Consider the following 25964-nt stretch of genomic DNA (forward strand, 5'->3'; position numbering starts at 1 on the left):
CCAGCGTTCTACGGTCTTCTACAAAAGGGGAATGTTATGGAGTGGCTATTCAGCTTTCCACACATGGAGGACGAAAACCTTCGGGCTCTGAAAAAGTCCATTGATGGTGCCTTTCGTCACTTCACCAGTACCTACGGCGATAGCTTCGAAGCGTTTTTCCAACCGCTGCAGTATTTCCTGAATCAATCAGAGCGGTTCATGACCACCACGCCGTGGCCGATCATCATTCTGATTGTCGCCCTGATCGCCTGGCTCGCCAGTCGCAGCTGGCGCATCGTCCTGGGTTGCGTGTTCACGCTGATGGCAATCGGTTACCTCGACATGTGGTCCGATACCATGAAAACCCTGTCGATGATTTTCGTTTGTACCGTGATTTCAATCGTCATCGGGTTGCCGACCGGCATTGCCATGGCCCGCTCCAACCGCCTGCAAAACCTTGTCAGCCCGGTGCTGGACGTAATGCAGACGCTGCCCAGTTTTGTGTACTTGATTCCGGTGGTGATGCTGCTCGGTATCGGCAAGGTTGCCGGGTTGATTGCGGTGGTTGTCTACGCCTTGCCGCCGATGATCCGCCTGACCAATCTGGGAATCCGTCACGTCGATGCCGAAATGCTGGAAGCCGCCGACGCCTTTGGCTCGTCCAGTTGGCAGAAGCTGAAAAACGTTCAGCTACCGCTCGCATTGCCGTCGATCATGGCCGGCATCAACCAGACCATCATGATGGCGCTGGCCATGGTGGTCATCGCCTCGATGATCGGTGTTCAAGGTCTGGGACAACCGGTGCTCAAGGCCATTTCCAACCAGTACTTCACCCTTGGCATGTTCAATGGCCTGGCCATTGTCGGCATCGCGGTGATTTTCGATCGGGTCAGCCAGGCCTACGGCAGAAGGTTGCAAAAGCATTTGGAGAGGGTTCATGGCCACTAATATGACCAATGATTTTGGCATCGAAATCAGGCACCTCTACAAGATCTTCGGTTACCAGGCGCACGCCAGCATCGAACGGGTCAAAAAGGGCATGAGCAAGGCCGAACTGTTGAGTAATCACAGCCACGTGCTGGGGTTGAAAGACATCAACATCAGCATGCCGTCGGGCGGTATCCAGGTGATCATGGGGCTTTCCGGGTCTGGCAAGTCGACCTTGATCCGGCATATCAATCGTTTGATCGACCCCACGGCCGGCGAGGTCATTGTCGGTGGCGTCGACGTACTGAAAATGAGCCCCGGTGATTTACGGGAATTTCGCCGGCATCAGATTTCCATGGTCTTTCAGAAATTCGCGCTGCTGCCAAACCGCACTGTCCTCGATAACGCGGTGTATGGCCTGGAAATCCAGGGCTTGCCCCGCAACAAGCAAGTCGATATTGCGATGGGCTGGCTGGATCGAGTCGGGTTGAAAGGCTATGAAAACCACTATCCGAATCAGCTGTCGGGCGGCATGCAACAGCGCGTCGGCCTGGCCCGGGCATTGGCCAGTGATGCGCCAATCTTGTTGATGGACGAAGCCTTCTCGGCACTTGATCCGCTGATCCGTATGGACATGCAATCGGTGCTGCTGGACCTGCAAAAAGAAATCAAAAAAACCATTGTGTTCATTACCCACGATCTCGATGAAGCCCTGCGTATCGGTGATCGCGTGGCCATCCTGCGCGATGGAGAAGTGGTGCAACAGGGCACTCGACAAGAAATCGTCATGAGCCCGGCTGACGATTACATCGCCAACTTCGTCAAGGAAGTGAACCGGGGAAGGGTGATCAACGTGGAAGCGATCATGCGCCCGTTTGTTCGGGTGAAGGCCGGTGCAACGTTGAGCGTGCCGCTTGGGACCTCACTGGAGTCGGCGGTTAAACAATTGGTTGAGGCCAGCCTTGATGAGTTGGTGGTGACTAATGAACAAGGTGTGCCGGTCGGGCAACTGGCGCTCAAGTCGATTATCGCGACAATGGTGACATCGACTGTCAGCGAAGCGCCGCAGGTCGTTCAGCTTAGAGCTGCACCCAAAACGTGACGTCGCGGTTGCAGGATCGTTATCGCGCCGTTCGTCCAAAACGCGGCACTCGTTGTTGAACGCTACCTCTGAACTTAATGCACGGATATTCCGTGCAGCAGAAATGGAGAGTCGGCATGAACATCAATGAGAACGCACCCGGCAATATGTCGCAGAAGGGCGTATCGGGTGGCACGGATAATGAGACTGGCTTTGATTCGGGGCGGGATAAAAAACAGACGCCGCTGCAGGCGGATGACGACGCGGCGATTGATGAAGACATGTCCGATGTGGAGGCCAATAACTCCGTGTCGAGTGAACACCCAGAATCTTGAGCGCCGCGTTTGCTAAAACCCCCGGTTACCGCATCGTAATGTTAAAGGCGATGTCCATTGGTTGTGGCGAGGGGATTCATCCCCGTTGGGTCGCGAAGCGGCCCTTAGCGCTCATAAAAACGAGCCTGATCCTCTATTTTTACGGCTACTTCGCAGCCGATCGGGGATGAACCCCCTCGCCACGTAGAAGTGTATTTTTTTACTGAACGGTACGCGGGCACGGCATTGGGCTTTTTTCAGGGCAACTCCTCCCATCGAACCTTCGTCACGCCCAGTTCCTGCGCGCGCTCGCGAAAGGCATCGAAGCTTTGCTCATGAATGAACGCATATAAAAGCTCAATATTTGCGTGCAGGCAGGCGTAATACCACGCATCGGCATCGGTCATGTGCGAATCCGGTTGTACGAAGACCTGCTTCTTGTCGCTGAGGCAGTATCTGATTTCAAAATGTCGAGGGCGGATCATCCTGATCTCCTGGGTGATGCCACTACGACATTAATGGCTCAGTGCCAGTTCATTTTTATTTCCCGTGAAGTCTGCACAAGCGCATCTTGCGTATTAATCCTCTTGGTCCCTGTCCATTCTCTTTGGTCTTAAACGACCTGTTTACATTGGACGCCGCTATGCGCGCCTGTGATTCTGAGTGTCCGCCTTCAGCGGCATTTCTCGAAGATAAGGACGTCAGGATGCTCGGTTACTACGCTCAATACAGTCATCAGTACATCACCACGCTCATGATTCTCACGACACTGTTTTTCGCACTGCCGATCTTTATCGCGCCGATTGCGTGGGCCCGAGCGATGCGCTGGACGATTCCAGAGCATCAACACCTGGCCATTTACTTTGGCCGCTGCCTGGGAGCGTTTATCCTGGTGGTTGAAGCTGCAGCATTGCGCTCTGCAACCACAGGCACCAGTTACAGTTACGCGTTCGATATTCTGTATTTGGTGTTCGCGTTGATGCTTGCGGTTCATGTTTACGGCGCGGTGAAACGTATCCAGCCCATCACCGAAACCCTGGAAATCGGCTTCTGGATGATTCTTTTGGTGCTCAACACGCTGTTCTATCCGCAGCCGTTTATTACCCTGTGAAGGCAGTCGTGGAAGGCCGCTGTTGCTCCGACGGGTTTTGCCTGATATTCAGGTGGTTTTTCCAGGCCGAATCAAACAGGTGCACCCATGCAGAATTCTCCTCCCGACGGCTTGCCGGTTTATCGGATCCTCACCGGCAAAGATGACGCTTCCTTCTGCCATCGAGTGTCCGAAGCGCTTGCACTGGGCTACCAGTTGTATGGGTCGCCTGCCGCCACCTTCAACGGCGAGTTCGTTGTCGTGGCGCAGGCGTTGATCTGGAATCAGGGTCAATAAGTTGAAGTCATTGCAACGGTATCAAGGCGCATGCGGCCGATGATCAATAGGTTGTAAAGCTTTGCACTACATCGCCCTTGAAACGAATAGGTATCTCGGCGAGGAGGGTCGCCCAGCCATGGCTGGGCGACCTTGGCTTTCAGCCAGTGTGGTGACTTGCCGCAAGGGCGTATACGGAGGTGTCGAGGCCTTCGAAGCGCGCCTTTAACTGCAGCGCCAAGTACAGCGAATAATGCCGTGATTGGTGCAGGTTGCCGCCGTGGAACCACAGGTTTTCCTGCTGTGTTGGCTTCCACATGTTGCGCAGTTCGCCCTCGTACGGGCCAGGATCATTCGTGGTTCCAGAGCCCAGGCCCCAGCAACGGCCAACCTTGTCTGCCACTTCCTGGGAAATCAGCTTCGCCGCCCAGCCATTCATCGAGCCATAGCCCGTGGCGTAGACGATCAAGTCTGCCGGTAGTCGGCTGCCATCATTGAGTACCACGGCATCGGCTTCGATGCGTTCAACACCAAGCCCCGGCGCACTCTTGAGCTTGATCGTGCCGTTGGCGATCAGTTCCGAGGCACCGACGTCGATGTAGTAACCAGACCCACGACGCACGTACTTCATGAAAAGCCCCGAGTCGTCATCACCAAAGTCGAGCATGAAGCCGGCATTGGACAAGCGCTCGTAGAAGACCTTGTCACGCTCCTTGATCATGTCAAAGACTGGCTGATGAAAACCAGGCATCACCTTGTAGGGTATCGAGGCGAACAGCATGTCGGCCTTGTCGGTGGTCAACCCCGTTTCCAGGGCGTCCTCTGAGTAGAGCCCGCCGAAGACGAGATCCATCAAGCTGTCGGAGCGCACGATGTGGGTGCTTGAGCGTTGCACCATGGTCACCTCGGCGCCGTTCTCCACCAGATCGGCGCAGATATCGTGGGCCGAATTGTTAGCGCCGATGACCACCGCGCGTTTGCCACGCCATGCGTCGCCGCCGGGATGGCGACTGGAATGATGTTGCTGGCCGTTGAAAGTCTCGGCACCCGGATAAGTGGGGACGTTAGGTACACCAGACATGCCCGTAGCGAGGATCAACTGGGTCGGCTGTAAGGTGAGGCGCTCGCCATCACGCTGCACTTCAACGCGCCATGTTCCACTGTGTTCGTCGAAGTTGGCGCTCACGCATTCTGTACGCGGCCAGTAATTGAGCTCCATGACTTTGGTGTACATTTCCAGCCAGTCGCCAATCTGGTCTTTAGGGGTGAAAACCGGCCAGTGATCGGGGAAGGGCAGGTAAGGCATATGGTCATACCAGACCGGGTCGTGCAGACACAGCGACTTATAGCGGCCGCGCCACTGATCGCCAGGACGCTCGGCCTTGTCGACGATCAGCGTTGGCACGCCCATTCGTTTAAGCCGCGCGGCAAGTCCCAGCCCACCCTGGCCCCCGCCTACGATCAGGCAGTAGGGTTGGGTCGTGACACCCAGGGACGCTTCTTCATCGCGTCGGCGCTCCAGCCAGTTGCGTTTATCGGCGTAAGCGTGGCCATGATTGGCACCCATCGGACGACGGCGGCCACTGGGTTCTTCAAAACCTTTGAGTTCGCGCAGGGTCGTCAGCAGTGTCCAGCACAGGCCTTCCTTGAGTCGCACGTAGCCTTTACCTCGGGCCGTGGCGGTTTCCACGCTGATCCAGCCTTCGAGTACCCCGTCGTTCAGCGTCGCCTCACCTTCAACTTTCCACTGCTCAGGGCCCGTTTGGTCGAGGCGTGTTTCCAGCATGTCGCGGATGGCGGGCTTGCCTTCAAGGGTGATCAGATTCCAGCTGAAAAGCAGCAGGTCACGCCAGTAGCACTCTTCGGCGAACAGTTCGAGTGCGCCGTCCAGATCACGTTGGGCGAGACGCTCACCGAGGTTGTCGACCCACGCTGCGAGCTGGGCAGTGGGCGTGTGCAGAGGTGTTTCGATAGCGATGTTCATGGGGCTTCTCCCGATCTTGTTGTTTTTGTAACAACTTACCCTTGAGCAAGGCTCGGGCCATCTTCGTCAAAGCCCCGTTGCAGAACGGCTGCAGCCATTTTTATCAGGTTTTGCCCCGGCGCTATGTCACGTTTCCGGGAATGACGGATGACAGAGTGTCACTCGGTGCAAAAAGCGCTCGACGCCTTCTTTTCATATAAGCTGCGAACAATCCCGTGTCCTGACCGTAGCGGAGAACAAGAACAATGAAGCCGGCCTTGATCAACGCCCACGCACAACAAGTGCTACAAGCAGTGCAGGGCAGTCCTGCAAGCCAAGGTCCTGTTGCTGACCTGGCCATCACACGGTCCTGGCGCCGTTGCCTGGATCAGCATCAGCTCGATCCCGCCAGCCGCCGCGCACCTAATGTGGTTGAGCATCCCCGTTTGCAAGACCACCGCGCGCCACTGGAACACATCATGGCCGTGGCTCGCTGGCAGATGAACAGTTTGCATCAACAACTCGGGCGTGACGGGCACGTAGTGCTGCTCACCGATGCTCGCGGTGTGGCAATCGACAGCGTATTCAACGATTCGGAGCGAGCCGAGTTCCAGCGCTCAGGGCTGTGGCTTGGCTCGGTCTGGAGTGAGGATTGCGAGGGCACTAATGGGGTCGGCACCTGCCTGGTCGAGCGCCAGCACGTCACCATCCGTCGCGATGAGCATTTCAGTGGTAAACACGTTGGCTTGACCTGTTCCGCCAGCCCGATATTTGATGCCGCCGGAGAGTTACTTGCCGTGCTCAACCTATCGTCTGTGCGGGAGGAACACAGCCTTCAGCAACACTTCCAGGCGATGGCGTTGACCAATCTGTCGGCCAAGTTGATCGAGAGCTGTTTTTTCCTGGGCCATGATCCGCAGCAATACTTGCTGCGTTTTCACCCTGAGGCAGGCTTCGTTGGGCTGCTGGGTGAAGGCCTGCTCAGTTTCGACGAGAATGCCTGCATTCGTTCAGTCAATCATGTAGCGCTGGATCTGCTGGGCCTCAGTCGCGACCAAGTGGTGGGGCAATCGCTGACGAGGCTTCTGCAAACGCCTATCGAACAGGTGGTGAGTCAGGCCAGCGCGCATCCGAGTGTGTGTTGGCCAATGCGCCTGGTCGACGGGCGTTTGTTCTATGGACAGTTGCGAGAACCCCAACGCCACGCGCCTTTAGCCACGCCTGCAATCCCCACAATCAACGACCTGCGTGTGTGCCTGGAAGACCCTCGCTTACAGCGCGGCTTTGTTCGCGGGTTGCGGGTTCTGGAGCGTGATGTTCCGGTATTTTTACAAGGCGAAACCGGTACCGGCAAAGAAGCTTTTGCAGCGGCACTGCATCGCGCCAGCTCACGGGCAAGCAAGCCTTTTGTGGCGATCAATTGTGCGGCTATTCCAGAAACGCTGATCGAAAGCGAGCTGTTCGGCTATCGCGGCGGTAGTTTCACCGGTGCACGCAAGGACGGGATGATTGGCAAGTTGGAACAGGCCAACGGGGGTATTTTATTCCTTGATGAAATCGCCGACATGCCACTGCCATTACAAACTCGCCTGCTGCGCGTGCTGGAGGAACGGCAGGTGGTGCCGTTAGGCGCCGCGACGCCCATTGCGCTTGATGTACGCCTGATCAGTGCCAGCCACCAGAATTTACAGGACGGTGTCGCCGAAGGGCGCTTTCGCGAAGATCTTTTCTATCGCATTGCCGGGTTCACCGTGCAACTGCCACCGCTGCGTGACCGTACCGACAAAGGCAGTTTGCTCGACATGCTGCTCCGCGAGGAGACAGCAGGTGCCAGGATTCGGCTAGAGGCGGGTGTCAGAGAGCGCTTGCTGGCGCAACCATGGCCGGGCAATGTCCGGCAGTTGCGTACGTGCCTGCGTACATTGGTGGCGTTGGCGCTGGAGGAGCGTGTCACCCTGGATGACTTGGCCGAGTTGCTTGCGCCCGTGCAGGCGCCAGTCGCTCTCGCTGAAAATCCCCTGGGTGTGTCGGAGCGGCAGACGCTGCTCACGTTGATTGAGGCGGAGCACTGGCATATTGCCCATGTTGCTGCCCGCTTGGGGATTAGCCGCAATACGCTTTATCGAAAACTGCGTCATCACGGTATTTCACGACCTGGCTGAACGCTCGAAATCCTCGTTTGCTCGGGGCAGGTGGGCGCGGCGTTACCGGAAAAAGTGCGGCATTCTGCCAAGATCCATTTTAAATTGAATGGCTATGTAGGGAAAAAACATGTCGGTTTACTCAGTTACCATCCCCTGCTTCGCGCAAATGCTACGAGCGTTATCGTCTCTTTTATCCAAGGGCGAGGCCGCAGCGTTAGAGCGCGGTTACGATCCGCAAATTCTGCTTGGGTCTCGGCTGGCACCGGATATGAATGATCTGGCCAAGCAAATTCAGTACGCCTGCACCCAAGCGCAGGAGGCTGTTCAGCGACTGACACAACAGCCGCTGCAATCGCTCACTCCCCCCGAAAATTTGGCAGCCGCGAAGGCGCTGATCGAACGAACATTGGCAATTCTTGATTCGGCAGATCGCGCTCTGATAGAGGAGGGGGCAGAGCGCGTAATCGCCATTGAATTACCCAATGGCATGGCGTTCGATATGACCGGCAATGAATACGCTGTGAACTGGGCCACTCCCCAGTTCTACTTTCACCTGGTCACGGCCTACAACATCCTGCGTCATAACGGTGTGCCTCTCGGCAAAGCCGACTATGTACAACACATGTTTGCCTATTTGCGACAGTAACTTCCCCGCTTGAACTCCGGTAAATCACCCAAGCCCGATGCTGGTGAGGGCTTGGTGGCGAAAAAAACAGGCAAAAGCACGCGCAAACGACCACCGCGGCATGGAACTGATTTCTCAAACCCCAGAAACGACAAAGCCCTGAATAATCAGGGCTTTGGCGGTACAAATATGGCGGAGGCGATGGGATTCGAACTCATGGACCTGTTACAGTCGACGGTTTTCAAGACCGATATTTAAAGCCCCAGAAATCGGGGCCTGTAGCTCATTTTCGTTACATTACTTTTGTTTTGCGGCACCTCTGGACCCCGCATTCTACAAGGGTCGAAGTTTGAGTTTTATAACGCTTTTTCCGCCTATTTTGACGGCTTCGCGATGGCCCCAATTCGACGGTAAACACGCTCGGTGATATCGCCTTTGGTGTGACCCAAGAGCAAGCTTGCGTCACCGACGTCAAGGATTTCAGAAGCGGCTTTTGGCCTGATATCACGGAACTGGAATCCACTGATTTTGGTAGCGAGTAACTCGTCGCCGATTTCAATCGCGGCCAACTTTGCTTTCTCGCGCGCCAGGTCCCAACGTTTTCTCAGCATCGTCGCGCTCATCCGCTTCCCGTGCTTGCTAACAATCAAATAGTTCGAAACGTGATGAGCGTTGCGCGCTGAGATTTCAGCAATCAGACGGCCGAGGCTGTTTGCTTCGGTCCCGGTGGTCATCTGTATACGAAGCTTCTTGTGAGTCTTGTTCTGCTGCACCCTCAGATAGCCGCCCTCAACATCATCCTTTCGCATGACCAAAACATCTGCCGGACGTTGCCCGGTCAGATAAGCAAGGTCCATCGCGTCTTTCAGCTCTTGAGCAGCCTTCTTGTAAACGGCATCCCAAACCACATCATTTGCGTAATAGTCCCGCGGCGTTTCCTTGTTTTTGCGCACACCCTGGCAGGGATTTTCTTTAATCGTCAGGCCCCACTCTCGTGCAATGTTGAAAACATGGGATAGCGTCGCGATCTCGCGGTTCGCTCGGACTTTCGCAGATCGCGCATCTCGGTAGCCGGCAATCGTCGCCGGCGTGATCGAGTCAATGGGGGCGCTGTCGAACATCGGTCGAAGTTGTTTAATCTCCGACAGGTTGTCCCGCTGAGTGCGCGGCGCTTTCTTAGACACGATGTCTCTAATGTACCTGTCGAAGATCCCTTTCATGGTGCGCAGGTCGAGTGGTTTTTCCTTGGCTTCGAGCTCTGCCCATTTGATCCTGGCCAAGTCTAGATCTTTACCCAGAGGGATCGCCTTGCCGGTAAGGTCCAGGTAGTAGTAGGCGATCCAGTCCTTTCCGCTTTTTCGTGGCCGCGTCCACTGGTACATCCGAGGCGGTAAATTGCGTGTTTCGGCCTTGCGGGGGCGCATATCAGTTCACTCGCGAGAAATCAGGCGTCCATACCGGCTCAGCCGGCGGAGGGTTTGGATCAGCAATGGTCGGCGAGATGATGCCCAGTTTCATGCGAGCGTACATCCGGCCAACGAGTGGCCGCTTTCCGCGACTTTCGATAAAGACCCATTGGCGATCCACCAGCCAGCGCCGCTGGTAGGCCCTGGCTTTATAGCCGGTGAGTTCTGCCAGTTCTTCGTCTGAGAGGATTTCAGTTTCCATAGCAATGCTCCATGCCGCGCGTGGCGGCAGAAGGTGGTTATTGGGCGGCGTTAGCGATCGTTTGCTCGAAGCGCGAGGCGAGTCTGGCGTTGACCTCGGCTTTCTCCATGCTTTCGGCGGTGCCCTTGACGCGATGCAACTGCTCGTATCGACGCAGGGTAGCGGCAGCCTCCTGAAGGTCGGCCAGCAATTCGTCGCGCTCGGCTGTAAGCCTGATCGCGTGCTGGCGTAGGTTGTCGGCATCATCCATCCATTCCTGAGCCATGATTTCGAAGTGTTCAGCGGGCTCCCACGGCGAGGGGATTACGTTCGTTATCCAGTCGCTCCACATCTCGACGCTTTCGCCGCGGGCAATACGCTCGGCTTTCATCTGGTCGCCACATTCACGAATTTCTTTCGCGCGCCGCTCTGCATCCTCCCTGTCCATGCAGGGGTATTCTTCTCCTGGCCCTACGCTGTGAATTGCCCAGAGTTGCAGGGCAGGTTCGGCAAGGATGCCGCGCAGTTTGAGGATGTTGCTGGAACACGCGCCCGTTTGTTCGAGCGCTGCTAGGCTTTGCTCCGCCAGGGCGCGGGGAATTGAGACAACCTCAATCGCAGGAGCCGACGGCGCTGTGAGGATCGCGATTTGTTCTTCAATTGTGATCACAAGAATTCCTCGCCCGCCGTTCACCGGCAGGGTGGTAGGGGAATGGAGTAATAGCCTTTTGCCCAGATTCCTTGGGCATCAGAATGGGTGTAAAAGTGAGGGTTCATTCGCTACATCTTCGGTGTACACGTGTCACACAATCTGGATGTGCCGATCCCATATGAATACCGAGGCCAGACAGTTTTCCTCAAGTTCATCTGGAAGAGACCGAACGACCTGGTGCCCGAATCAGCCAAGATCATTGAGCCTGCGCAGGTCGACGGTATGGGCGAAGTAGCTGCTGAGCTGTCAGGCCCTTGGACTGATTATCCGTCAGCCTTGGACGAAGCTATGTCTGCTGCGGAGCGTTGGGTTGATAGTCATTTGCCTTAACGGGTTCACCGCCAGGCTCGTAGTCGAAGGGGGGTTAGATCGATCCGCTACTACGCTCCGCCAGATGCGGAAAAAGTAATTGCGACTGTTTTAGCTTTCTGATCAGGAAAGGGAGTACAACTGGGAGTCAGCCCTTTGATAACTGTGAAACGAAATGCATCCGCTAAAGCAGCGACAGCGAGTTTTCTGGGAGTGGTCGGATTGCGCGCTGCACACCCGTTGTCACGACGGGATCTTCGAAGACGGGGGTCAGCTCGACGTCCAGGTTCGGACATCCCGTACTGGTGTAGTACAGCTTTTTATCGGTGTTTACTTGGGTTCCGGAGCAATGAAGTTCGAGGAGTACTACAAGGATCGTGTGGATGAAACTATGACCCAAGCGCTGGAGTGGGGCATCGAACGTGCATTGACTTTGACTTCCAGCAAATTAATGCCGCTGTCGTCATCGCCGACTCTCAGCGTTTACCACGATGCTTGAGATGTAAGCATTACAGTGGCCCCTTGTAGATGAGCCCGGCCATATAGGCGAGGGCATAGAATAGGATGATCATGGCGCCACATTCCGATTAGGAGTTGTAGCGGTTGATTGGCTGGCGCTTGGGACGATTACTCCGCTGCGCTGGCTGAAGCAATGGCAACCGCTGAGCAGTGGATCGGCAGTCAGCTTCCTTAAATTGAAGTCGATCGTCATTCCAATTGACTCAGACCATACGAGTAATGTCAGAATGCACCAAAAGGAAAATCGGCTCTATTCGGTGCCGGGCCTAGTACAGGTGTGTCGCTCCGATGAGCAACCTAGATGAGTTCCGCTTTCATTCCCATCACCTCCTGCTTGAACTTGACGCAGCTACCAATCGTTTAATGATGTTGGTGTCGGCGCGAGATGTGATCGGCTATCCATGGGATCAGGCTGTTAAGCGCCAAAAGCTGGCTTACGAAAAATGGGCCGCTTTTCTCTGTGCGCCTGCACTTGCGCTTGAACTCGACCCAATGCCGTCTCTTGATGCGCGGGCGGCGGGAAGTTTCGGTCCAGTGGCTGACTGACAATTCACCCATCAATACCTGCTCAAAGGAATTCACAACGGGTGGGCGGGCTTCATTGCCTCATCTGCTTGAACTCGACGGCCCATACCCAGGGGTTGGCGTCCCAGTCGCCGCCGACGGATTGCCATAAGTCGCGGAATGCGGGCACTGGGTACTTGTGACAGGCACCGCCTTCGTCGCTCGCACACCATTCACGCAGCGGACCTCTGTGAACCCCTTCGGCTGCGGCCTGCTCGTAAGTGATGTCCTGCAACCGTTCGACACGCACGTCGGTGATCTCCAGCAGGATGCGGCTGTGCCGGCGGAACATGTGAATGGCTGGCGTCCACTTCTTGACTTGGCAGTGGGCGCCATCATCGGTGTCGGCGCGGTAGGTCAGGCGGCAGCCGATATCGGCATGGGTTTCGCGCACCCACAGACGGTCGCCACGCCGGCCATGCGGACATTGCGCATACACCGGATTACGCGAAAGCGGGCCATCACCTTCAGTCCAGCTTGCTTTGCCGACATCTTTTGAGCGGGTGCTGTCGAGAACCCAGCCTCGCCATTTATGGCCTTCTGGTGGCTGGGCTTTGATGGCGCGCCGCGTGACCGTCTTCCGGCCTTCCAGGATGGCGCGCACCATCGGGCCCGAGAACAAGATCGGCCGTTCCTTTATCTCAGACATGGGAATCCTTTGCCGCTATAGCGGCTGACTTTGAAGGGGGAGTTAGGGAAATTGGTGCGGTGACATGCAATGCGTAAAAGGTCAGCTAACGTTTAATCGTCCACCTCACCCATTGCAGCTCAATCAGTTCGTCCCTGATGCGATCGGTGAGGCGGTTTTTTTTGTTCAATAACCAAGAGCTAATGCGACAAACCCATAGATTAGAGCTAATGTCCTACTGCTCTCCCCGCCAATGAGCCTCCCCCGCTCATTTACCCCCAATGTTTTAATGGCCGGGGAGAGCAACTATTCCTAACTTCATCACCGTGGCCCCGAGTAGATGAGCCAGCCATGTAGGCGAGGGCAGAGACTGAGATGATCATCAGTAATCCCCCCAGCCTAAGCCCTGAATGTATTCGCTCGGTATAGTCACGGCCCCGACCGGAATCGCGCTTTCAACTTCAAGGTTGCCGAAGTAGCCGATAGCCGCCAATGCCCGCTCCGTCGCCAATTTCGCATGCCGAAGCTGCCATGACTTACGCGCCTTGTAAGAGCGCAGTGCCAGTGCCTTGTCGGTGTAGGCGAAGCGGCGCCCCCAGCTTCCACCCTCTTTCAGTACGCGATTGCGCCGCTTCTTCACGGCTTCGGTGGTCCAGCTGTATTGCGGGCCGCTGACCAGGTCGCAGGTATGCTTGTCGCCGATGTAGTAGCACTGGGCTGTCTCGCCGATCACCTTATAGGTGAGGCAGTGCACCTCAAGACCATTGGGCCCAATGGTGTCGATGTAGCGATAGTGCTCCGGCCAAGCCTTCTTCATTTCTTCAGGCATAGCGATTCCTTTGCCGCTATAGCGGCTGACTTTGAAGGGGGAGGAAGTTACAGAAGGGATGTGTGACTTTTGATTATATCTGCGCAGGGATGAGCCAGCTTTTAAGTTGGGAGGTAAAAAGTACCTCCCATTATTAACCTGAAATCAGTGGAATACGCCGCTTTCTTCCGCGCTTTCCAGCTTATCGGCATGCGGGTTCTTTTCGAACTGCGCTACTTTTTTGTAAATTATGCGATTCTTTTCGTTGCTTTCATTTGCATAAGTGAAAACTTCAAGTGTGTCGCTATCAAGAGCTTTAATGTGCATTGCTGATTTGCTTTCATCATCCCAAAACTCAACATAACCGACTCGCTCGCTTTGTCGTGAGTAAAGCTCGTATGGCATGATCCGAACTTGTTCTTTGTCGTATTTGTATTTATTCATTCCAAAGTACAATCCGTTGACTGCGCGGTCGCTTGTCGCAGTTGGAACTGGGTTTGGGATTGCCGTGATGGTGAAGCCAGTCCCATAATCTGCAACCCACTTATAGCCACTAATTATTTTATCAAGCGTTTTGATTTGAGCGCCATAATCTCTGCTGGATCTATCCCGAGGTAGTTCTTGATACTGAAAATCAAGCTTGGCGAAAGCAATACTTGAAACGCCGAGCAGGCAGCTCAGAGCTACAGCAAACTTTAACTTCATTCCATTTTTCCCTGTTGAATGCGGCTGCATCAGAGCGATAGCCAATCGCCATTCTTGCCTATGAGGTGGCGATTTTCAATGTCGATGCCAGATCATGGTTCCCGAACTAGTCCAAGAAGATGCGGTCTCTGAAATCGCTCGTTAAGGTTCATGGCAGAATGCCATAATCTGATACATTCAGACGGGTCGGCGTACTGACATGAACCTACAGGAGTAATTTCGCGTGTTCGACACCAAATACCGGGACCAACGCGGCAAGATTCACGGCAGTGAGCAACACGCCGAGGAAGCCAACACTGGATACGTGCAGGAAGAAAAGCGACTCAATGAGGGTAATTTGTGCCGCGCTGATATTTTCATCGTTATCGCATTGCTGATCCTGTCCCTAGGGATCTTTATTGGGATTCCAAAGGCGATAGGTAGAAATCAGACGATGATGGCATTTCAAATGTTCCTGGTGCTCATCGGCAGTTGGGGCGCATGGGGCTTGATGGTTTGGAAAATCCCTGTGTTTATACGTTTGCCGCTTTACATCGTGGTATTCGTTGGCGGCCTGTTTTACCTGAGCACCCGCTAGGCTCCGCACGAAATTCATCCGAGCTCGCTCATGTCGGGTTGAGCAGGCTCGGAATGCTCATTGACCAGCACCTTTGAGGATGGGGCGTCCTATGCCGGGTCATGCCCGGGCGGTGGAGTAAGTTATGCGGCGAGGCGCTGGTAGAGTTCGATGATGTCGGCGGCGTTTGCTGAGACGAGTGCTTCGGCTTCGTCCGGACAGACGCTGTTGCCGATCAGCCGGACCTGATCTGTCTTGTTGATGTCCCGCCATTCTTCGGCACCGGTTATCGAGTCAACAAACAGCCCTCGGTCGATGATGTAGTCCTTGTGGAAACCTTGCGCCGCTTTCAGCTCCGGCGGTTGCAGCATGCGCAGTGTGATGTCCACCAGCACATAGCCGCCGACCATGACCATCTCGGCCGGGTCCTTAAAGTGCTCGGGCAGGTGTTCGTGCATGAAGGCGGCGCAGCGCCGGGCGCCTTCCATCTGTTCCGGCGTCAGCGTGTCCGGCACCTGCACAACCTCGACCAGTGCAACACGATCTTTCGTTGGCAGGGTATGCATCGGCTCGGTGAGCGAAATACCGTCCTTCTCGTTGCCGTAGTACTTCACCAGGTAGGCGTTGGCCAGTCGCTGATTGGCGCCCGACTGGCAGATGGTCGAGGTTGGTTGATACGCCGATCGACCGTCACCTTTGTAGAAGCCGCCATTCGCCTGCTCGAAGAACGCCGCCGTCACCGCGTGGTGGCCGGTACTGGTGGCGACCACAGCCAGTGGCCCGTCAACATCCGCGCCTACCGAACCCTTGCGCAGCGTGACCATGTTTGCGGCGACTATCCCGTGGCGCGCCGCACCTGCCAGCACAGTCTGCGTAGGATCATCAGGCGAGCTTCCCACGGCGTTCTGCCCGAAGGCGGTCATGTGCCCACAGACGATGGCCTGCTCGCCGCGATTGGCGCCGGTGACCGTGCGCGCAGACTCGTCCGGCGAGTAGCCGCTGCGCTCCCCGTGGTGCGTGAGGTGGGTCAGGTGACACGCTGCCATAGCGAAGTGGCCTCCTTTTACCTGTGCAACCTGAGTCCTGAGCGCCTCTTGCACGTCGAAGTTGCGCTGCGATGATCCGTTGGCGCATTCGGTGAGAAAAGGTGCCGCCACGGGCTGCACCAGGGCGTGATGGGTGCCTCCGGCGCTGATGGTCGAAACCGATTCATCCACGCCGTGGGTGCTGGTATGCGCTTCTGACGTCCCGCGCATCGGCACAATAAATGGCTTCTCACTGGTAATGACGTGGCGCCACATGCCTTTGGCCACCCGGCGTCGGGTATTCAGTGCCATGGGCTTGTCCCTGAAGATCGTCTTGCCCAGGTTGCTCCAGTCAATGCACTCGGCTGCGGGAGGGCGGCGTGATCGTGATTCCGTTCGAGTGGGAATCACAGCGCGGCAAGGAGGGATTTTGATGATCATTATTCCACAAGGATCTGTTTTGCACATTCACTCGCCGCGAGGGATATACGTCGCACAGGTGCGCCGATTGTTCGAGCGAAAGTGGACCCAGGTCGGTGGCGAATTCTCTGAAAAACATCGTGCTCAGGGTATGGCAGCTCAAAACATGGTTGGCGAGTTCAAGCGTGCCCGCGTTCTGTTCTGTGCTGAATGCTACGACCCGATCATTGTCATGGAGGCCTCCGTATGACCGACAAGACCGAACTGAAGCAAAGAGCCGAAGAGCTGATTGAGCTTGAGCGGGTTTCTCCATGCGGCTCGAAGCGCGTGATGCTGATTGATCCCGAAACGGTCGCGGCCCTGATCGCCGAGAATGAAGTCTTGTCCGGCCTCCTCAAGTGCTTCGTGGATGGCGAGCACGATCAGAACGAGAACCAGGCTGAGCGGCACATGTACTTCACCGAAGCCCAGTCGCTGTTGGCGCTGGTGAGTGGCGAACTCGAAGCGCACACCATCGTTCCAGATTCGGCAATCAGGGCAATTCACACCGAGCGCGACCAGCTCAAGGCCGAGAACGAGGCGCTGCGTAACGATGCCGAACGGTATCGATATCTGCGTGATTGTTGTGGGTTGGTGGAATACAAGCGCATCGCCGGCTCTATTGGCCCGGGAATGCTGCCGTCTGGCGAGAGGCTGGATATCACTGTCGATGCGGTTATGGGTAGGAGGGCTCCCCATGGCTGAACTCGCATTGATCCGCACCGCCCAAGGCTTGGTGCCGGCCACAGAAGCTGACCGTGAAACCGTCCAGAAGTGGAAGGCTGGCCAGATCGTTCACGGCAAGTTCACCCGCATGCGAAACGGCAAGTTCCACGGAAAGTTCTTTTCGATGCTCGATCTGGCCTGGGAATACTGGGAGCCCGTCGGCGGCCTGATCCCGCGCCAGGAGATGCGCGGCATTCAGGGGCTGGCCAAGTTCTTCGAAGCGCAGAGCGGAAAGCCTGGTCAGCTATCGGACGCCGTCGCGGCGTACGTCGCAGGCCTTGAGACGACTCGCGCCGAGCGCTTTCCGGCGGTGGACAAGTCTCGTGAAGCTTTCCGTGAGTGGGTGACGATCGAGGCCGGCCACTTTCACCTGGTTCATACGCCTGAGGGAATCCGTAAGGAGGCCAAGTCGATCAGTTGGGCGAACCTGGATGACACTGCGTTCGAACCGCTTTACCGCGACGTCTTCAACGCCTGCTGGCGGCTGGTGCTGTCTGCCCACTTTGAGAATGAAGCTGATGCGCTTTCTGCAGCCGATCAGTTGGGGAGTTATGCATGAGCCTCAGATCGAGTAAGCCGAAACCAAAGAAGTGCAAGAACCCTGCGTGCGGGATCAGCTTCCCGCCGCAGCGACTCGGGCAGGCCGTGTGCAGTCCGACGTGCGGCCTGGCCATCAAAGACGTAAACCGCGAGAGGGCGCGCAAGTCGCTGGCCCAGATCGAGCGCAAAGAGATCAAGGTCCGCAAGGAGAAGCTGAAGAGCAGGGCGGATCAGTTTCCCGCGTTGGGCAGCGAGAAAGGGGAGGAGGCTGCACGCTTCGCCGTCCCAGGGCAGCGCGTCAGCATCAGCGAAACCCGGAGAACATCTGCCGGCCGGTCAACTGCCCGCGCTGCGCACTTGGCAACAATCGGCAAAGTACTGCGGGCCATTGATACGCTTCCATTTCAGGTGCAGCAGTTCGGGCACTACTTGTATCACCCGGCGATGAACATGAAGCACTTGCTGAATGCTGTGCTGCTGATTAACGCGAAGGCTGCGCTGCCAGATCTGACATCAGCCAAGCGCGTAAAGGCGCAGTACTTGGTTACCTTGGCCCTGCAATCGTACAAGGGAGAGGTTGCAGGATCGGCTGAGTGGGGGCCGGCGCGGGTAGCCGCTGAGATGAACGCGTTCTTTGGAGTATCCATCGACCCGAAGAATTGGACACGCGACTGGCTTGATTTGTGGGAATCCCTGAAAAAGGTGATCGCTGAAGTGGATATACAGGCCCAACAACCAATTTGGCAGGTGATCCACTCGGAAAAAGATGAAGAGGCGGCATAATCATATTGACATGACGGGATTTTGCGCGTACTTTCCCCATAGTGCACAAGTAACGCGAAACGCACACGAAACCATGAACCCCGCCACTCAGCCGGGTTTTTGACTTATTAAGTGTGATAAAGCTGTTTTTCCTGCGGCCACTGTATTGACATCACGATTGAGAGTGGCGAAGGTTAGTGAAATCACATTGGATCCATTTATGATCAAGGCAATCGCACTCGCTCTATCTCTTTTCGCTACCTCGGCGCTCGCGGATGATATTACCGGTAAGGTCACTCTTACCGAGGTGCACGTGACCAATAAAGGGTTGATTACGGCAGTCGAAGGTGTGTTGAAGAACACTACTGGGACTACTTTAAAAAACGTGTTCGTGACGTTCAAACTTTATAATACTGAGGGAGAGGTTGTAGGAACCGCCCTCAATCGCGGTCAGGACATTGAGCCCGGCGAGTCGTGGCGGTTCTCTGCGCCGTCTACTGTAAAGTTCGAAAAGGCGAAGCTTTCAAAGGTTGAGATGTACTGATTAACAGGCCCAGCCATCGCGCTGGGCTTTTTCGTTTTCGGCTCTACCGCACACCTTGTTCTGGCTACCCAGCGTTGAACTGGTCACTGCGCTCTTTTTTTCGATCCCCCATCCATCAAGACTGTAATGGAAAATTAACAGGCTAATGGCTACTATTCTGCGGATTGAAACTATCTACCCCATGGATGAGCGCGATGAGTGATCAGAAAAAAATGCATACGGATTTGAACGGGAATGAACACTTTCAAGCTTCAGAGGCGGAATGGGCTGACAGAGACATTCGACGTAAACGCGCGAAGGGAGGAAGTGAAGGCGGTTCAGCAGGCGAAATTATGATTGTAGCCTGTGGGATTCTGGTCTACTCGTGCTACAAACTGATGGGCTATATCACTAAGTCTGTGGAAAATTTTGGACTTTCTCACGGTGTTTCAGATATCGTCGGGAAGGTTATCGCAGGAGCTGTTCTGCTTTTCCTTCTCTCGTCCATCTATTTCGCCGGCAGTCCACGCAACCAGTTTGGGATGTGCCTTTTTTATCTGATCATCGCCGTTACAGTCATTTTCATCTTTTTCTAGTCTGTTGCAGAATCATCATCAACCCGGTCTTTCAGCCGGGTTTTTTGTGCGCGAAAGAAATGTAACTGCAGCCAGGGCGGCCTCACGGAAGGCCTGGACACTGATAGGCGCGAACCCAAGACCATAGCAGCTACCATATTGCTAATAGCGAGTCGTTCGATAATGATGTCGTTTTAGTATCTAACTGGACGAGATATGAACAGGACTGTCTGTTTCGCTGCATTATCGTTGGTTATGGTCAATCTTTCTGGGTGCGTTGACATTTTAGCGGGCGCCATCTCGCAAGCTTCTTCCGAGAATGAAACGCCAGAAAGCGTAGGCTTGGCGCCCGCTAACTTTCGCGGCAAAACTTGTGTTGAGCTTGCCCTTAATCGAGAGCGAGCAGACTCCGAGATCACATATACAGGTGAGTACACTGATTATGTACGAAAACAAGGGCGTTGGCGGCTTGCGTCGGTCGAACAGGTTGAGCAAGAGCAGGGCTGCCTAGCGGGTATCACTTCCAGCCAGGCATCAGCTGTTGAATATGTCGCGAAGCATCCCGAGGCGGCAAAAGAACTCGAGTCTAAGTTACCACCGGCAGCGCGTTCTCGCTCCAGCGATGCTGCCGCGCCTTCAGCCAATTCTAGTTCGCCCGCTGTAACGGCAGATCAACCGAAAACCTCATCTGTGACGTCGCCTCCCAGCTTTGCACCTGGCTTCGGATCAACATCGCTTGTTTCTGGCCTGCCGCAGACATCGCTTGCCCAGTGGATTGCTCAAGAAACACCGGAGAAATATAAAGGTAAGTCCTGTGAATACCTTCGCCAAGCATATGCTCGTAGCAATGAAATGTTAGCTGTAGATACGCCGGAAACGCAGGTTTGGGGAGCTAGCAAGAAAACTGCTATCGATCAGGTTTTGAGCGGTAAAGATTGTCCGCCTCTGGTCACTGCTAGCCGAGGACGAATTGGTGTCACTATCGGAAGCCTTGATCCTGTGAAAGCCGCGCGCCTCGGCATGCCGCTTAAGGGCACATCCATAGAAAAGGTGGCGCCGGGCGGTAACGCTGAAAAAGCCGGTCTGAAATATGCTGACGTGATAGTGAGCGTCGATTCAACCTCCGTAGGCGACGACATTGAATTTTTAATCGCCATGGGCAAGGTCTCGATCGGCTCCAATGTATTGCTTAAAGTCTGGCGCAAGGATGCTTTTATCGATATTCCTGTATTAGTTGGCCCACCTACATAGACGTCCACCCTAGCCAATAACTTCCTGATGGACCATGTAATGAGTGGGGCAGGGTTCGTTATTAGGTGGAGTTTGGCATCAGTACTGGCCTCTACATTTTAAGCCTCGGCATTCGCCGGGGCTTTTTCGTATTCGGCTCCTCCACACCCTTCGCTACGGCTGGGAGTGCTGTGGGGGCTGATCCAAATCAACAGGTTCTGGAGTTGAGCATGAAGAGTGAATACCGCCAGGCCGTTGAGTCGGTCATTGCGCAGGAGGCGAAGCTGGCAAAGGTGGCCAAGCTGCACGCTGATGCAGCGGCCCGTGAGAAGCAACTTTCTGAGGCTCTACGGCTTAACCAAGAGACGCTTGAACTGTACGAGAGCCGAGTTGGTGAGTTGGAGGTGGTCAGCATAGAGACCGCTGAGTCTGGGTTGCAAAGCGAGATCAAGGAGATCAACGCTTCACTGAAGTTTCTGTGCCGTGAGTTCATGCGTCCAGAGGCTTAAAATCCCACCTGCTTTGTGATGAGCTGAACGCCTATCGACAAAGCTTGGTTTAACGCTTCGGATGCTGCGTGCCGTGCTCCGGATTTCGTAGCAGCAGATAGTTTTTCACCAAGGGTTTCCGTTCCTAGGCTGGGTTTTGGGACATGCTTCAACGCCTGAAGTCCATACGTCGTCAGTACATATTTGCGTTTACCACCGTTCGATGGCTTGGGCGAAATGAATCCGGCTTGAGCTAGCCATTCAAGAGTGGAGTAGAAAAACTGAGTCTCTGGATCTATTTGTCCCAAGACTATCTCAGCCTGCCCGGTTGCCGGGTCGTATTCGCCATGTTTGACGACGCTTAACCCAGCAACCTCAGGGCTCACTGATTTATGAATTGGGAAGTTGTCGTAAAGGAAGGCGAGGATATCTGCACGTATCCGAGTTCGGGAAGATCTGCGCCAAGTTTCCCCACAAGGCCAGAGAGATCGTTACCGGCGCCTTCGAGGCTGTCGCCACCGATTGCTTCGTCACGATTGAATCGACGGCGGAGGGCAGGGCGGGCTACTTCTTCGACTACTCACAGAGCGCGGAGCGTCAGCAGCTTGCCGGTGTGCCGCTCGGCCTGCTGGATTGGAAGTTCTTTTTCTTCAGTTGGTGGAAGAACAAGGCCTACTGGCTTGACCCCACTGAGGTGGTTATCCCGCAGCGCCTGACCGACTACTTCAACGAACTGCACGCCAAGCACGGGATCGTCGCTAATGACGGCCAGCGCGCATGGTACGCGGCCAAGGAGAAGACGCTCGGCGATGACATGAAGCGGGAATACCCGTCGATACCGGTCGAAGCCTTCCAGCAGTCAGTCGAGGGTGCTTACTACGCGCAGCAACTGACCAAGCTATACGCCCAGCAGCGTATCGGCGTAATTCCGAACAACAGCCATCTGCCGGTTATGACCTTCTGGGACATCGGCGTCGGCGACTCCACGGCCATTTGGTTCGTGCGCCAGGTTGGCACCGAATACCACGTCATCGATTACTACGAAAACTCGGGCGAAGGCCTGCGGCATTACATGAAGGTGCTCAAGGACAAGGGTTACACCTACTCCGAGCACTGGGGGCCGCACGACATCGACAACCGTGAGTTTGGCAGCGATGCCAAGACCCGCCGCGAACTGGCCCGTGAGGGTTACGACATCGACGGACAGAAGTACTGCATGACGTTTCAGGTCGTCCCGAAGATCGGCATCAACGACGGCATCGAGCAGGTCCGGGAAATCCTCCCTCTCTGCGTGTTTGATGAGTCGAAGTGTGAGCAGGGCATCAACTGCATCGAGAACTACCGCAAGGAATGGGATGACAAGCGCGGCTGCTGGAAAGACAGGCCGCTTCATGACTGGACCTCTCACGGCTCCGACGGTTTCCGGTACTTCGCAGTGGCGAAGAGTGCCAGGAAGCCGGCTACCTCTATCAGAATGGGATACGCCCGATGAGCAACGACGTCTCCTTCAAGCGGGCGGACTACATCGAAGTGCTGGAACGCTGGGCGACCGTCCGCGACGTCTGCGCGGGCCAGCACCGCGTGGTTTCTCGGCTGTCGGCTTAGGCATCGAGAATGTCGACGGAGTACTCCAGAGCCAGTTTCTGGTAAGTGCCGACCGGTTTGCCATCGTCAACACCATTGCAGGCGGGGCGACCTCGGTCCCCTTCGCTGTACAGAACGGCCAGGCATTCCTGAACTCGGCTTTCATATTGGACGGCACCATCACCAACGCCAAGATTGGCAGCTACATCAGCTCGACGAATTACATCCCCGGCCAGCAGGGCTGGATTCTCAACAAGGACGGGACGTTGGAGATCAACGGCATCGTTCCTGGCCAGGGCCGGCTGGTCATCAACTCGCTCAACGTGTCGGTGTACGACGCCAACAATGTGCTGCGTGTGCGGCTTGGATATCTGGGGTAAACCATGGCTTATGGAATGCGGGTCTGGGGCGGCGATGGTGCGCTCCAGATCGATGAGAACTCGTTCACCATGCGAGTTGTGTTATCGACGATTGTGACGTTCCCGACCGCTGGAAAGACGACTCAGGATTTTTCGGCGCCAGGTAGTGATGCTTCGAACTCAGTCGCAATCGTGGTGCCTGTCGGCCCTTATAACGAAAGCAGCGCGCGGCAATTTGAAACAGAAATGTTGTCGGGTGTTGCACGTGTTTACAACTACACGCGCACGTTCGCAGCCAGTCTTGCTACTAGCGGGACCATGCGCTTAATGGTCATAAGGTTTGCCTAAATGAGTTACGGACTGACCTTTATCAACAACAGTAACCAGGTGGTGATCGACTCAGAGTTTGCGCGCCTCAGCGTTATTTGCAGCGGGCGTTACGCGCCGACGCAAGAGTCCGGGCTTGGATCGACAACCTATTTTCCACGCGTCATCACGAGTCAGGAGCCGCCGTTGGTGTTCTGCCGGCCCGATACTGGCGGGATCGCTGGGCTGACGGCAATGCAGGTAATTGGTTCGGCAGGCAACTGGGTGGGGTTCTACGTGCGGGCGTATGACGTAAACACCAATCAGCCTAACGGCCGCTACTTTGCGGCCACGTTTGGCGCTCAGCCTGTCTCCCCTTATGGTATGCGCTTGTGGGATGGGGCCGGAAAGTTGTTGTTCGATTCCGGCACGCCTGCTGCGTTGTTCACAAGAGCATTTCAGAATTGGACCTATGTTCGTTCCGAGACCTCGCAGACCGGTAGCACTCGGAGCTTTTACACAGTTCCGTTCAACTTTCCAGAAAACGAATATCTGCTGATCAATAACTTCGGCATGAACATGGTAACCGGATCGGCTGCCGGTCGACTGCTCAAAACCCTTTGGAGTTTTTCGACCGGAACCCTTTATGCAGTGACTGACGGCTTCTCAAACCCATTCGCTTTTTTCCTGCCTGCAGTCTTCGCAAAGATCGCCGTTTAATCAAACTCAAAAAGGAAGTGATCCATGTCCTGGTACAAATCGGGAACGGTTTCTGTCGCCCAAAATTCGAATGCAGTTATCGGTACAGGCACCGCGTTTATTCTCAATGGGCGGGTTGGGGATGCCTTTGTCGGGCCTGATGGTGAGATGTATGAGGTAGCGAACATCGCCAGCGATACGGCCTTGGCAATCTCTACTCCGTATAAAGGCCCAACAATCGCAGTGGGCCACTTCGCGCTTATACCGATTCAGGGCTACGTGAAGGACACCGCCGATGCACTTCGACAGGCGTCTAATCAGATCGCTGATTCGATTGATGGGCTTGAAGAGAGTGTCCAGGAGGCGGCTGATTCTGCAGCGGCGGCCACGGCTTCGAAGAACGCAGCCGCAACTTCCGAAAGCAATGCCAGCCAGTCGTCGGAAGCGGCTCTTGCTTCAAAAAACGCGGCCAGTACATCCGCTACGAACGCAGGTAATTCAGCCTCCGCGGCATTAGCGTTAAAGAATGCGGCAGGTACGTCGGCAACAAATGCTTCAGACTCGGCCGCTGCAGCGCTCGCGTCGAAAAACGCGGCAGCAATATCTGAGCAGAACACGGCCAACAAGGCAGCGAAGGGTGCTAACAGCGACATCACTTCGATTACTGGCCTAACAACGGCTCTGGCGGTAAATCAGGGCGGCACTGGCGGAAACACTCAAGCGCTGGCGCGGGCAGGCCTCGGGCTGAAATCTGCTTCTACGGCAGACACCATCGGTACAGTTTCCCAAGCGGCGGGAGTTCCAACCGGCGCATTGATGGAATACGGGACCAATGCCAATGGTGAGTTCTGGAAGTACGCCTGCGGGATGATGGTGTGTACCAGACTAGTTGATATAAATTCAACTATCACTACAGGACTCAATGGCGGTTTTTATAACCCCGGCTTGAACAACCTTGGCGTCCCCTCACAAGACATGCCTGCAACTTTTTCCACCCTTCCAAAAATAAACATAACCATTACCTGTGACGACGCTGCAGGCACTACGGCATGGATCGGGGGCGCCAGCGTCCAAACGGTTAGTAAGTGGCCGCGCTGTTATCAGATGGAGTTGTTTTCAAGGACAACCGTACAAGTTTATCGGATTAGCTATACAGCAATAGGGAGGTGGTTCTAATGAATATTTTGTTGAGCCCGTTTAGCAGCGAGTCAGTGCTTGAAGTTAAAAAGAACGGTGACACGCTTGAAATCAATGGCGAGGTCTTCGACTTCTCGCCTATGAAAGATGGTGACACACTGCCTTTTTTCGCGATTACTTCAGAATGGATTACCCAAGATGTAGAACGCGTAGATGGCCAAATTCAAGTCACCTTGCGGTTTCCCAATCCCATCAATGCTAGTCCAGAACAACGCTTCCCGATGCCGCTACTGAATGCCCAGGATGGCCCGGTCGCATTACCTCAACCAATTCCGATGGACGTGTTTATGGCGGACAAAGAGGCAGCTACCAATGAGTAATATCGACTGGAGCAAGCTGATTACCAAAGAGGCCAAGGATGCCGATCGAGCTGCGCAGGTTTTGGATCAGATGGTGGCCGGTGAGCTTTCCTGGCGAGTCGTGGAGCTTGCGGCCATTGCGCGTCAGCTTGAAGCCATCGAAGAAGATGAGGCGGACGAAACACCGTCCGACCTGCTGCCAGGCACTCGCAAGTTGTGGCTGAAGTATCGCGGCCTGGTTAGCAACTGGAAGGAAGGTGCCGAATCATTCCCCGACATCGCTCATCGTCCTGTCCGCCCGTCCTAACGAAACATCTGCACCTGTCGGCCCGCGATTGAGCGGGT

35 protein-coding genes are annotated in these 25964 nt (G+C 55.3%); 26 read left to right on the forward strand and 9 right to left on the reverse strand.

The genetic code is table 11. The features are described from left to right. The first annotated feature begins 36 nt into the window (after positions 1-36). From ACQR3R_RS04560 to ACQR3R_RS04570, 3 genes are all read left to right on the forward strand, one after another. Positions 37-927: an ABC transporter permease subunit gene (locus ACQR3R_RS04560; RefSeq protein WP_428270822.1), complete on the forward strand. Its 891-nt coding sequence runs from the start codon at positions 37-39 to the stop codon at positions 925-927. Then, on the forward strand, positions 917-2008 hold the full coding sequence (locus ACQR3R_RS04565) for a betaine/proline/choline family ABC transporter ATP-binding protein (RefSeq protein WP_428270823.1): 1092 nt from the start codon (positions 917-919) through the stop codon (positions 2006-2008). The genes ACQR3R_RS04560 and ACQR3R_RS04565 overlap by 11 nt, the downstream gene beginning before the upstream one ends. Before the next feature lie 116 nt (positions 2009-2124). Then, complete coding sequence (locus ACQR3R_RS04570; protein ID WP_428270824.1) at positions 2125-2322, forward strand: hypothetical protein; 198 nt, start codon at positions 2125-2127, stop codon at positions 2320-2322. 236 nt (positions 2323-2558) lie between these two features. On the opposite strand, the gene ACQR3R_RS04575 is transcribed toward ACQR3R_RS04570, so the two are convergent. Next, on the reverse strand, positions 2559-2786 hold the full coding sequence (locus ACQR3R_RS04575; protein WP_428270825.1) for a DUF6555 family protein: 228 nt from the start codon (positions 2784-2786) through the stop codon (positions 2559-2561). A gap of 221 nt (positions 2787-3007) precedes the next feature. Here ACQR3R_RS04575 and ACQR3R_RS04580 point away from each other — a divergent pair, with 221 nt between their 5' ends. Beyond that, positions 3008-3412 carry a hypothetical protein gene (locus tag ACQR3R_RS04580; RefSeq protein ID WP_428270826.1) on the forward strand — a complete coding sequence of 135 codons (405 nt, stop codon included), beginning with the start codon at positions 3008-3010 and terminating at the stop codon, positions 3410-3412. A gap of 87 nt (positions 3413-3499) precedes the next feature. Next, positions 3500-3688 (forward strand): DUF1737 domain-containing protein, encoded by a 189-nt coding sequence (locus ACQR3R_RS04585; protein WP_428270827.1) that lies wholly within the window; start codon positions 3500-3502, stop codon positions 3686-3688. Positions 3689-3827: 139 nt separating this feature from the next. On the opposite strand, the gene ACQR3R_RS04590 is transcribed toward ACQR3R_RS04585, so the two are convergent. Continuing rightward, positions 3828-5651: an NAD(P)-binding domain-containing protein gene (locus ACQR3R_RS04590; protein ID WP_428270828.1), complete on the reverse strand. Its 1824-nt coding sequence runs from the start codon at positions 5649-5651 to the stop codon at positions 3828-3830. A 245-nt stretch (positions 5652-5896) separates the two neighbouring features. Between ACQR3R_RS04590 and ACQR3R_RS04595 the strand changes: the two genes are divergently transcribed. The 3 genes from ACQR3R_RS04595 to ACQR3R_RS04605 all read left to right on the forward strand — a co-directional run bounded on the left by ACQR3R_RS04595 (position 5897) and on the right by ACQR3R_RS04605 (position 8657). Continuing rightward, positions 5897-7792, forward strand: coding sequence for a sigma 54-interacting transcriptional regulator (locus ACQR3R_RS04595; RefSeq protein ID WP_428270829.1), 1896 nt, complete (start codon positions 5897-5899; stop codon positions 7790-7792). A gap of 109 nt (positions 7793-7901) precedes the next feature. Next, complete coding sequence (locus tag ACQR3R_RS04600; protein ID WP_428270830.1) at positions 7902-8420, forward strand: DUF1993 family protein; 519 nt, start codon at positions 7902-7904, stop codon at positions 8418-8420. Positions 8421-8429: 9 nt separating this feature from the next. Further along, on the forward strand, positions 8430-8657 hold the full coding sequence (locus ACQR3R_RS04605) for a hypothetical protein (protein WP_428270831.1): 228 nt from the start codon (positions 8430-8432) through the stop codon (positions 8655-8657). A 116-nt stretch (positions 8658-8773) separates the two neighbouring features. Here ACQR3R_RS04605 and ACQR3R_RS04610 read toward each other — a convergent pair whose 3' ends face one another. The 3 genes from ACQR3R_RS04610 to ACQR3R_RS04620 are packed head-to-tail and all read right to left on the reverse strand — an operon-like array spanning position 8774 to position 10716. Further along, positions 8774-9823 carry a tyrosine-type recombinase/integrase gene (locus tag ACQR3R_RS04610; RefSeq protein ID WP_428270832.1) on the reverse strand — a complete coding sequence of 350 codons (1050 nt, stop codon included), beginning with the start codon at positions 9821-9823 and terminating at the stop codon, positions 8774-8776. A gap of 1 nt (position 9824) precedes the next feature. Then, a complete protein-coding gene (locus ACQR3R_RS04615; RefSeq protein ID WP_428270833.1) occupies positions 9825-10067 on the reverse strand; it encodes a DUF4224 domain-containing protein in 243 nt (80 codons plus the stop codon). Between the two features lie 37 nt (positions 10068-10104). After that, the gene (locus ACQR3R_RS04620; protein ID WP_428270834.1) at positions 10105-10716 is read right to left on the reverse strand and encodes a hypothetical protein; all 612 of its coding nucleotides are present in this window, start codon (positions 10714-10716) and stop codon (positions 10105-10107) included. A 700-nt stretch (positions 10717-11416) separates the two neighbouring features. Between ACQR3R_RS04620 and ACQR3R_RS04625 the strand changes: the two genes are divergently transcribed. Further along, entirely contained in the window at positions 11417-11566 is a 150-nt protein-coding gene (locus ACQR3R_RS04625; protein WP_428270397.1) for a hypothetical protein, read from the forward strand. Between the two features lie 308 nt (positions 11567-11874). Beyond that, positions 11875-12132, forward strand: a complete 258-nt coding sequence (locus tag ACQR3R_RS04630; RefSeq protein WP_428270835.1) for a hypothetical protein — start codon at positions 11875-11877, stop codon at positions 12130-12132. A 52-nt stretch (positions 12133-12184) separates the two neighbouring features. Here ACQR3R_RS04630 and ACQR3R_RS04635 read toward each other — a convergent pair whose 3' ends face one another. The 3 genes from ACQR3R_RS04635 to ACQR3R_RS04645 all read right to left on the reverse strand — a co-directional run bounded on the left by ACQR3R_RS04635 (position 12185) and on the right by ACQR3R_RS04645 (position 14336). After that, positions 12185-12799 carry a hypothetical protein gene (locus ACQR3R_RS04635; protein ID WP_428270836.1) on the reverse strand — a complete coding sequence of 205 codons (615 nt, stop codon included), beginning with the start codon at positions 12797-12799 and terminating at the stop codon, positions 12185-12187. Between the two features lie 361 nt (positions 12800-13160). Beyond that, a complete protein-coding gene (locus ACQR3R_RS04640) occupies positions 13161-13607 on the reverse strand; it encodes a hypothetical protein (protein WP_428270837.1) in 447 nt (148 codons plus the stop codon). Positions 13608-13751: 144 nt separating this feature from the next. Continuing rightward, complete coding sequence (locus ACQR3R_RS04645) at positions 13752-14336, reverse strand: hypothetical protein (protein WP_428270838.1); 585 nt, start codon at positions 14334-14336, stop codon at positions 13752-13754. 178 nt (positions 14337-14514) lie between these two features. Between ACQR3R_RS04645 and ACQR3R_RS04650 the strand changes: the two genes are divergently transcribed. Continuing rightward, the gene (locus ACQR3R_RS04650) at positions 14515-14868 is read left to right on the forward strand and encodes a hypothetical protein (RefSeq protein WP_428270839.1); all 354 of its coding nucleotides are present in this window, start codon (positions 14515-14517) and stop codon (positions 14866-14868) included. Between the two features lie 122 nt (positions 14869-14990). Here the strand turns inward: ACQR3R_RS04650 and ACQR3R_RS04655 are convergent, their stop codons facing one another. Next, the gene (locus ACQR3R_RS04655) at positions 14991-16184 is read right to left on the reverse strand and encodes a hypothetical protein (RefSeq protein ID WP_428270840.1); all 1194 of its coding nucleotides are present in this window, start codon (positions 16182-16184) and stop codon (positions 14991-14993) included. Positions 16185-16305: 121 nt separating this feature from the next. Here ACQR3R_RS04655 and ACQR3R_RS04660 point away from each other — a divergent pair, with 121 nt between their 5' ends. The 15 genes from ACQR3R_RS04660 to ACQR3R_RS04730 all read left to right on the forward strand — a co-directional run bounded on the left by ACQR3R_RS04660 (position 16306) and on the right by ACQR3R_RS04730 (position 25926). Next, positions 16306-16542, forward strand: a complete 237-nt coding sequence (locus ACQR3R_RS04660; RefSeq protein WP_428270841.1) for a hypothetical protein — start codon at positions 16306-16308, stop codon at positions 16540-16542. Next, a complete protein-coding gene (locus ACQR3R_RS04665) occupies positions 16539-17036 on the forward strand; it encodes a hypothetical protein (RefSeq protein WP_428270842.1) in 498 nt (165 codons plus the stop codon). The genes ACQR3R_RS04660 and ACQR3R_RS04665 overlap by 4 nt, the downstream gene beginning before the upstream one ends. Then, the gene (locus ACQR3R_RS04670) at positions 17029-17616 is read left to right on the forward strand and encodes a DUF1367 family protein (RefSeq protein WP_428270843.1); all 588 of its coding nucleotides are present in this window, start codon (positions 17029-17031) and stop codon (positions 17614-17616) included. The genes ACQR3R_RS04665 and ACQR3R_RS04670 overlap by 8 nt, the downstream gene beginning before the upstream one ends. Beyond that, positions 17613-18380 carry a recombination protein NinG gene (locus ACQR3R_RS04675; RefSeq protein WP_428270844.1) on the forward strand — a complete coding sequence of 256 codons (768 nt, stop codon included), beginning with the start codon at positions 17613-17615 and terminating at the stop codon, positions 18378-18380. The genes ACQR3R_RS04670 and ACQR3R_RS04675 overlap by 4 nt, the downstream gene beginning before the upstream one ends. Before the next feature lie 199 nt (positions 18381-18579). Continuing rightward, entirely contained in the window at positions 18580-18903 is a 324-nt protein-coding gene (locus tag ACQR3R_RS04680; protein WP_428270845.1) for an FxLYD domain-containing protein, read from the forward strand. A gap of 194 nt (positions 18904-19097) precedes the next feature. Further along, positions 19098-19478 (forward strand): hypothetical protein, encoded by a 381-nt coding sequence (locus ACQR3R_RS04685; protein WP_428270846.1) that lies wholly within the window; start codon positions 19098-19100, stop codon positions 19476-19478. 195 nt (positions 19479-19673) lie between these two features. Continuing rightward, complete coding sequence (locus ACQR3R_RS04690) at positions 19674-20708, forward strand: PDZ domain-containing protein (protein WP_428270847.1); 1035 nt, start codon at positions 19674-19676, stop codon at positions 20706-20708. Between the two features lie 209 nt (positions 20709-20917). Continuing rightward, complete coding sequence (locus tag ACQR3R_RS04695; RefSeq protein WP_428270848.1) at positions 20918-21196, forward strand: hypothetical protein; 279 nt, start codon at positions 20918-20920, stop codon at positions 21194-21196. A 376-nt stretch (positions 21197-21572) separates the two neighbouring features. Continuing rightward, entirely contained in the window at positions 21573-22667 is a 1095-nt protein-coding gene (locus ACQR3R_RS04700; RefSeq protein WP_428270849.1) for a hypothetical protein, read from the forward strand. A 151-nt stretch (positions 22668-22818) separates the two neighbouring features. Further along, complete coding sequence (locus tag ACQR3R_RS04705; protein ID WP_428272594.1) at positions 22819-23139, forward strand: phage tail tip fiber protein; 321 nt, start codon at positions 22819-22821, stop codon at positions 23137-23139. Positions 23140-23142: 3 nt separating this feature from the next. Then, the gene (locus ACQR3R_RS04710; protein ID WP_428270850.1) at positions 23143-23466 is read left to right on the forward strand and encodes a hypothetical protein; all 324 of its coding nucleotides are present in this window, start codon (positions 23143-23145) and stop codon (positions 23464-23466) included. Then, a complete protein-coding gene (locus ACQR3R_RS04715; RefSeq protein WP_428270851.1) occupies positions 23467-24144 on the forward strand; it encodes a hypothetical protein in 678 nt (225 codons plus the stop codon). 24 nt (positions 24145-24168) lie between these two features. Then, the gene (locus ACQR3R_RS04720) at positions 24169-25299 is read left to right on the forward strand and encodes a hypothetical protein (protein ID WP_428270852.1); all 1131 of its coding nucleotides are present in this window, start codon (positions 24169-24171) and stop codon (positions 25297-25299) included. Beyond that, positions 25299-25640 (forward strand): hypothetical protein, encoded by a 342-nt coding sequence (locus ACQR3R_RS04725; protein WP_428270853.1) that lies wholly within the window; start codon positions 25299-25301, stop codon positions 25638-25640. Before ACQR3R_RS04720 ends, ACQR3R_RS04725 begins: the two co-directional genes overlap by 1 nt. Continuing rightward, positions 25633-25926 (forward strand): hypothetical protein, encoded by a 294-nt coding sequence (locus ACQR3R_RS04730; RefSeq protein ID WP_428270854.1) that lies wholly within the window; start codon positions 25633-25635, stop codon positions 25924-25926. Before ACQR3R_RS04725 ends, ACQR3R_RS04730 begins: the two co-directional genes overlap by 8 nt. The last annotated feature ends 38 nt before the right edge of the window (positions 25927-25964 follow it).

Origin of the sequence: Gordonia sp. IEGM753 (genome assembly GCF_050321825.1) — a bacterium.
Lineage (GTDB): Bacteria > Pseudomonadota > Gammaproteobacteria > Pseudomonadales > Pseudomonadaceae > Aquipseudomonas.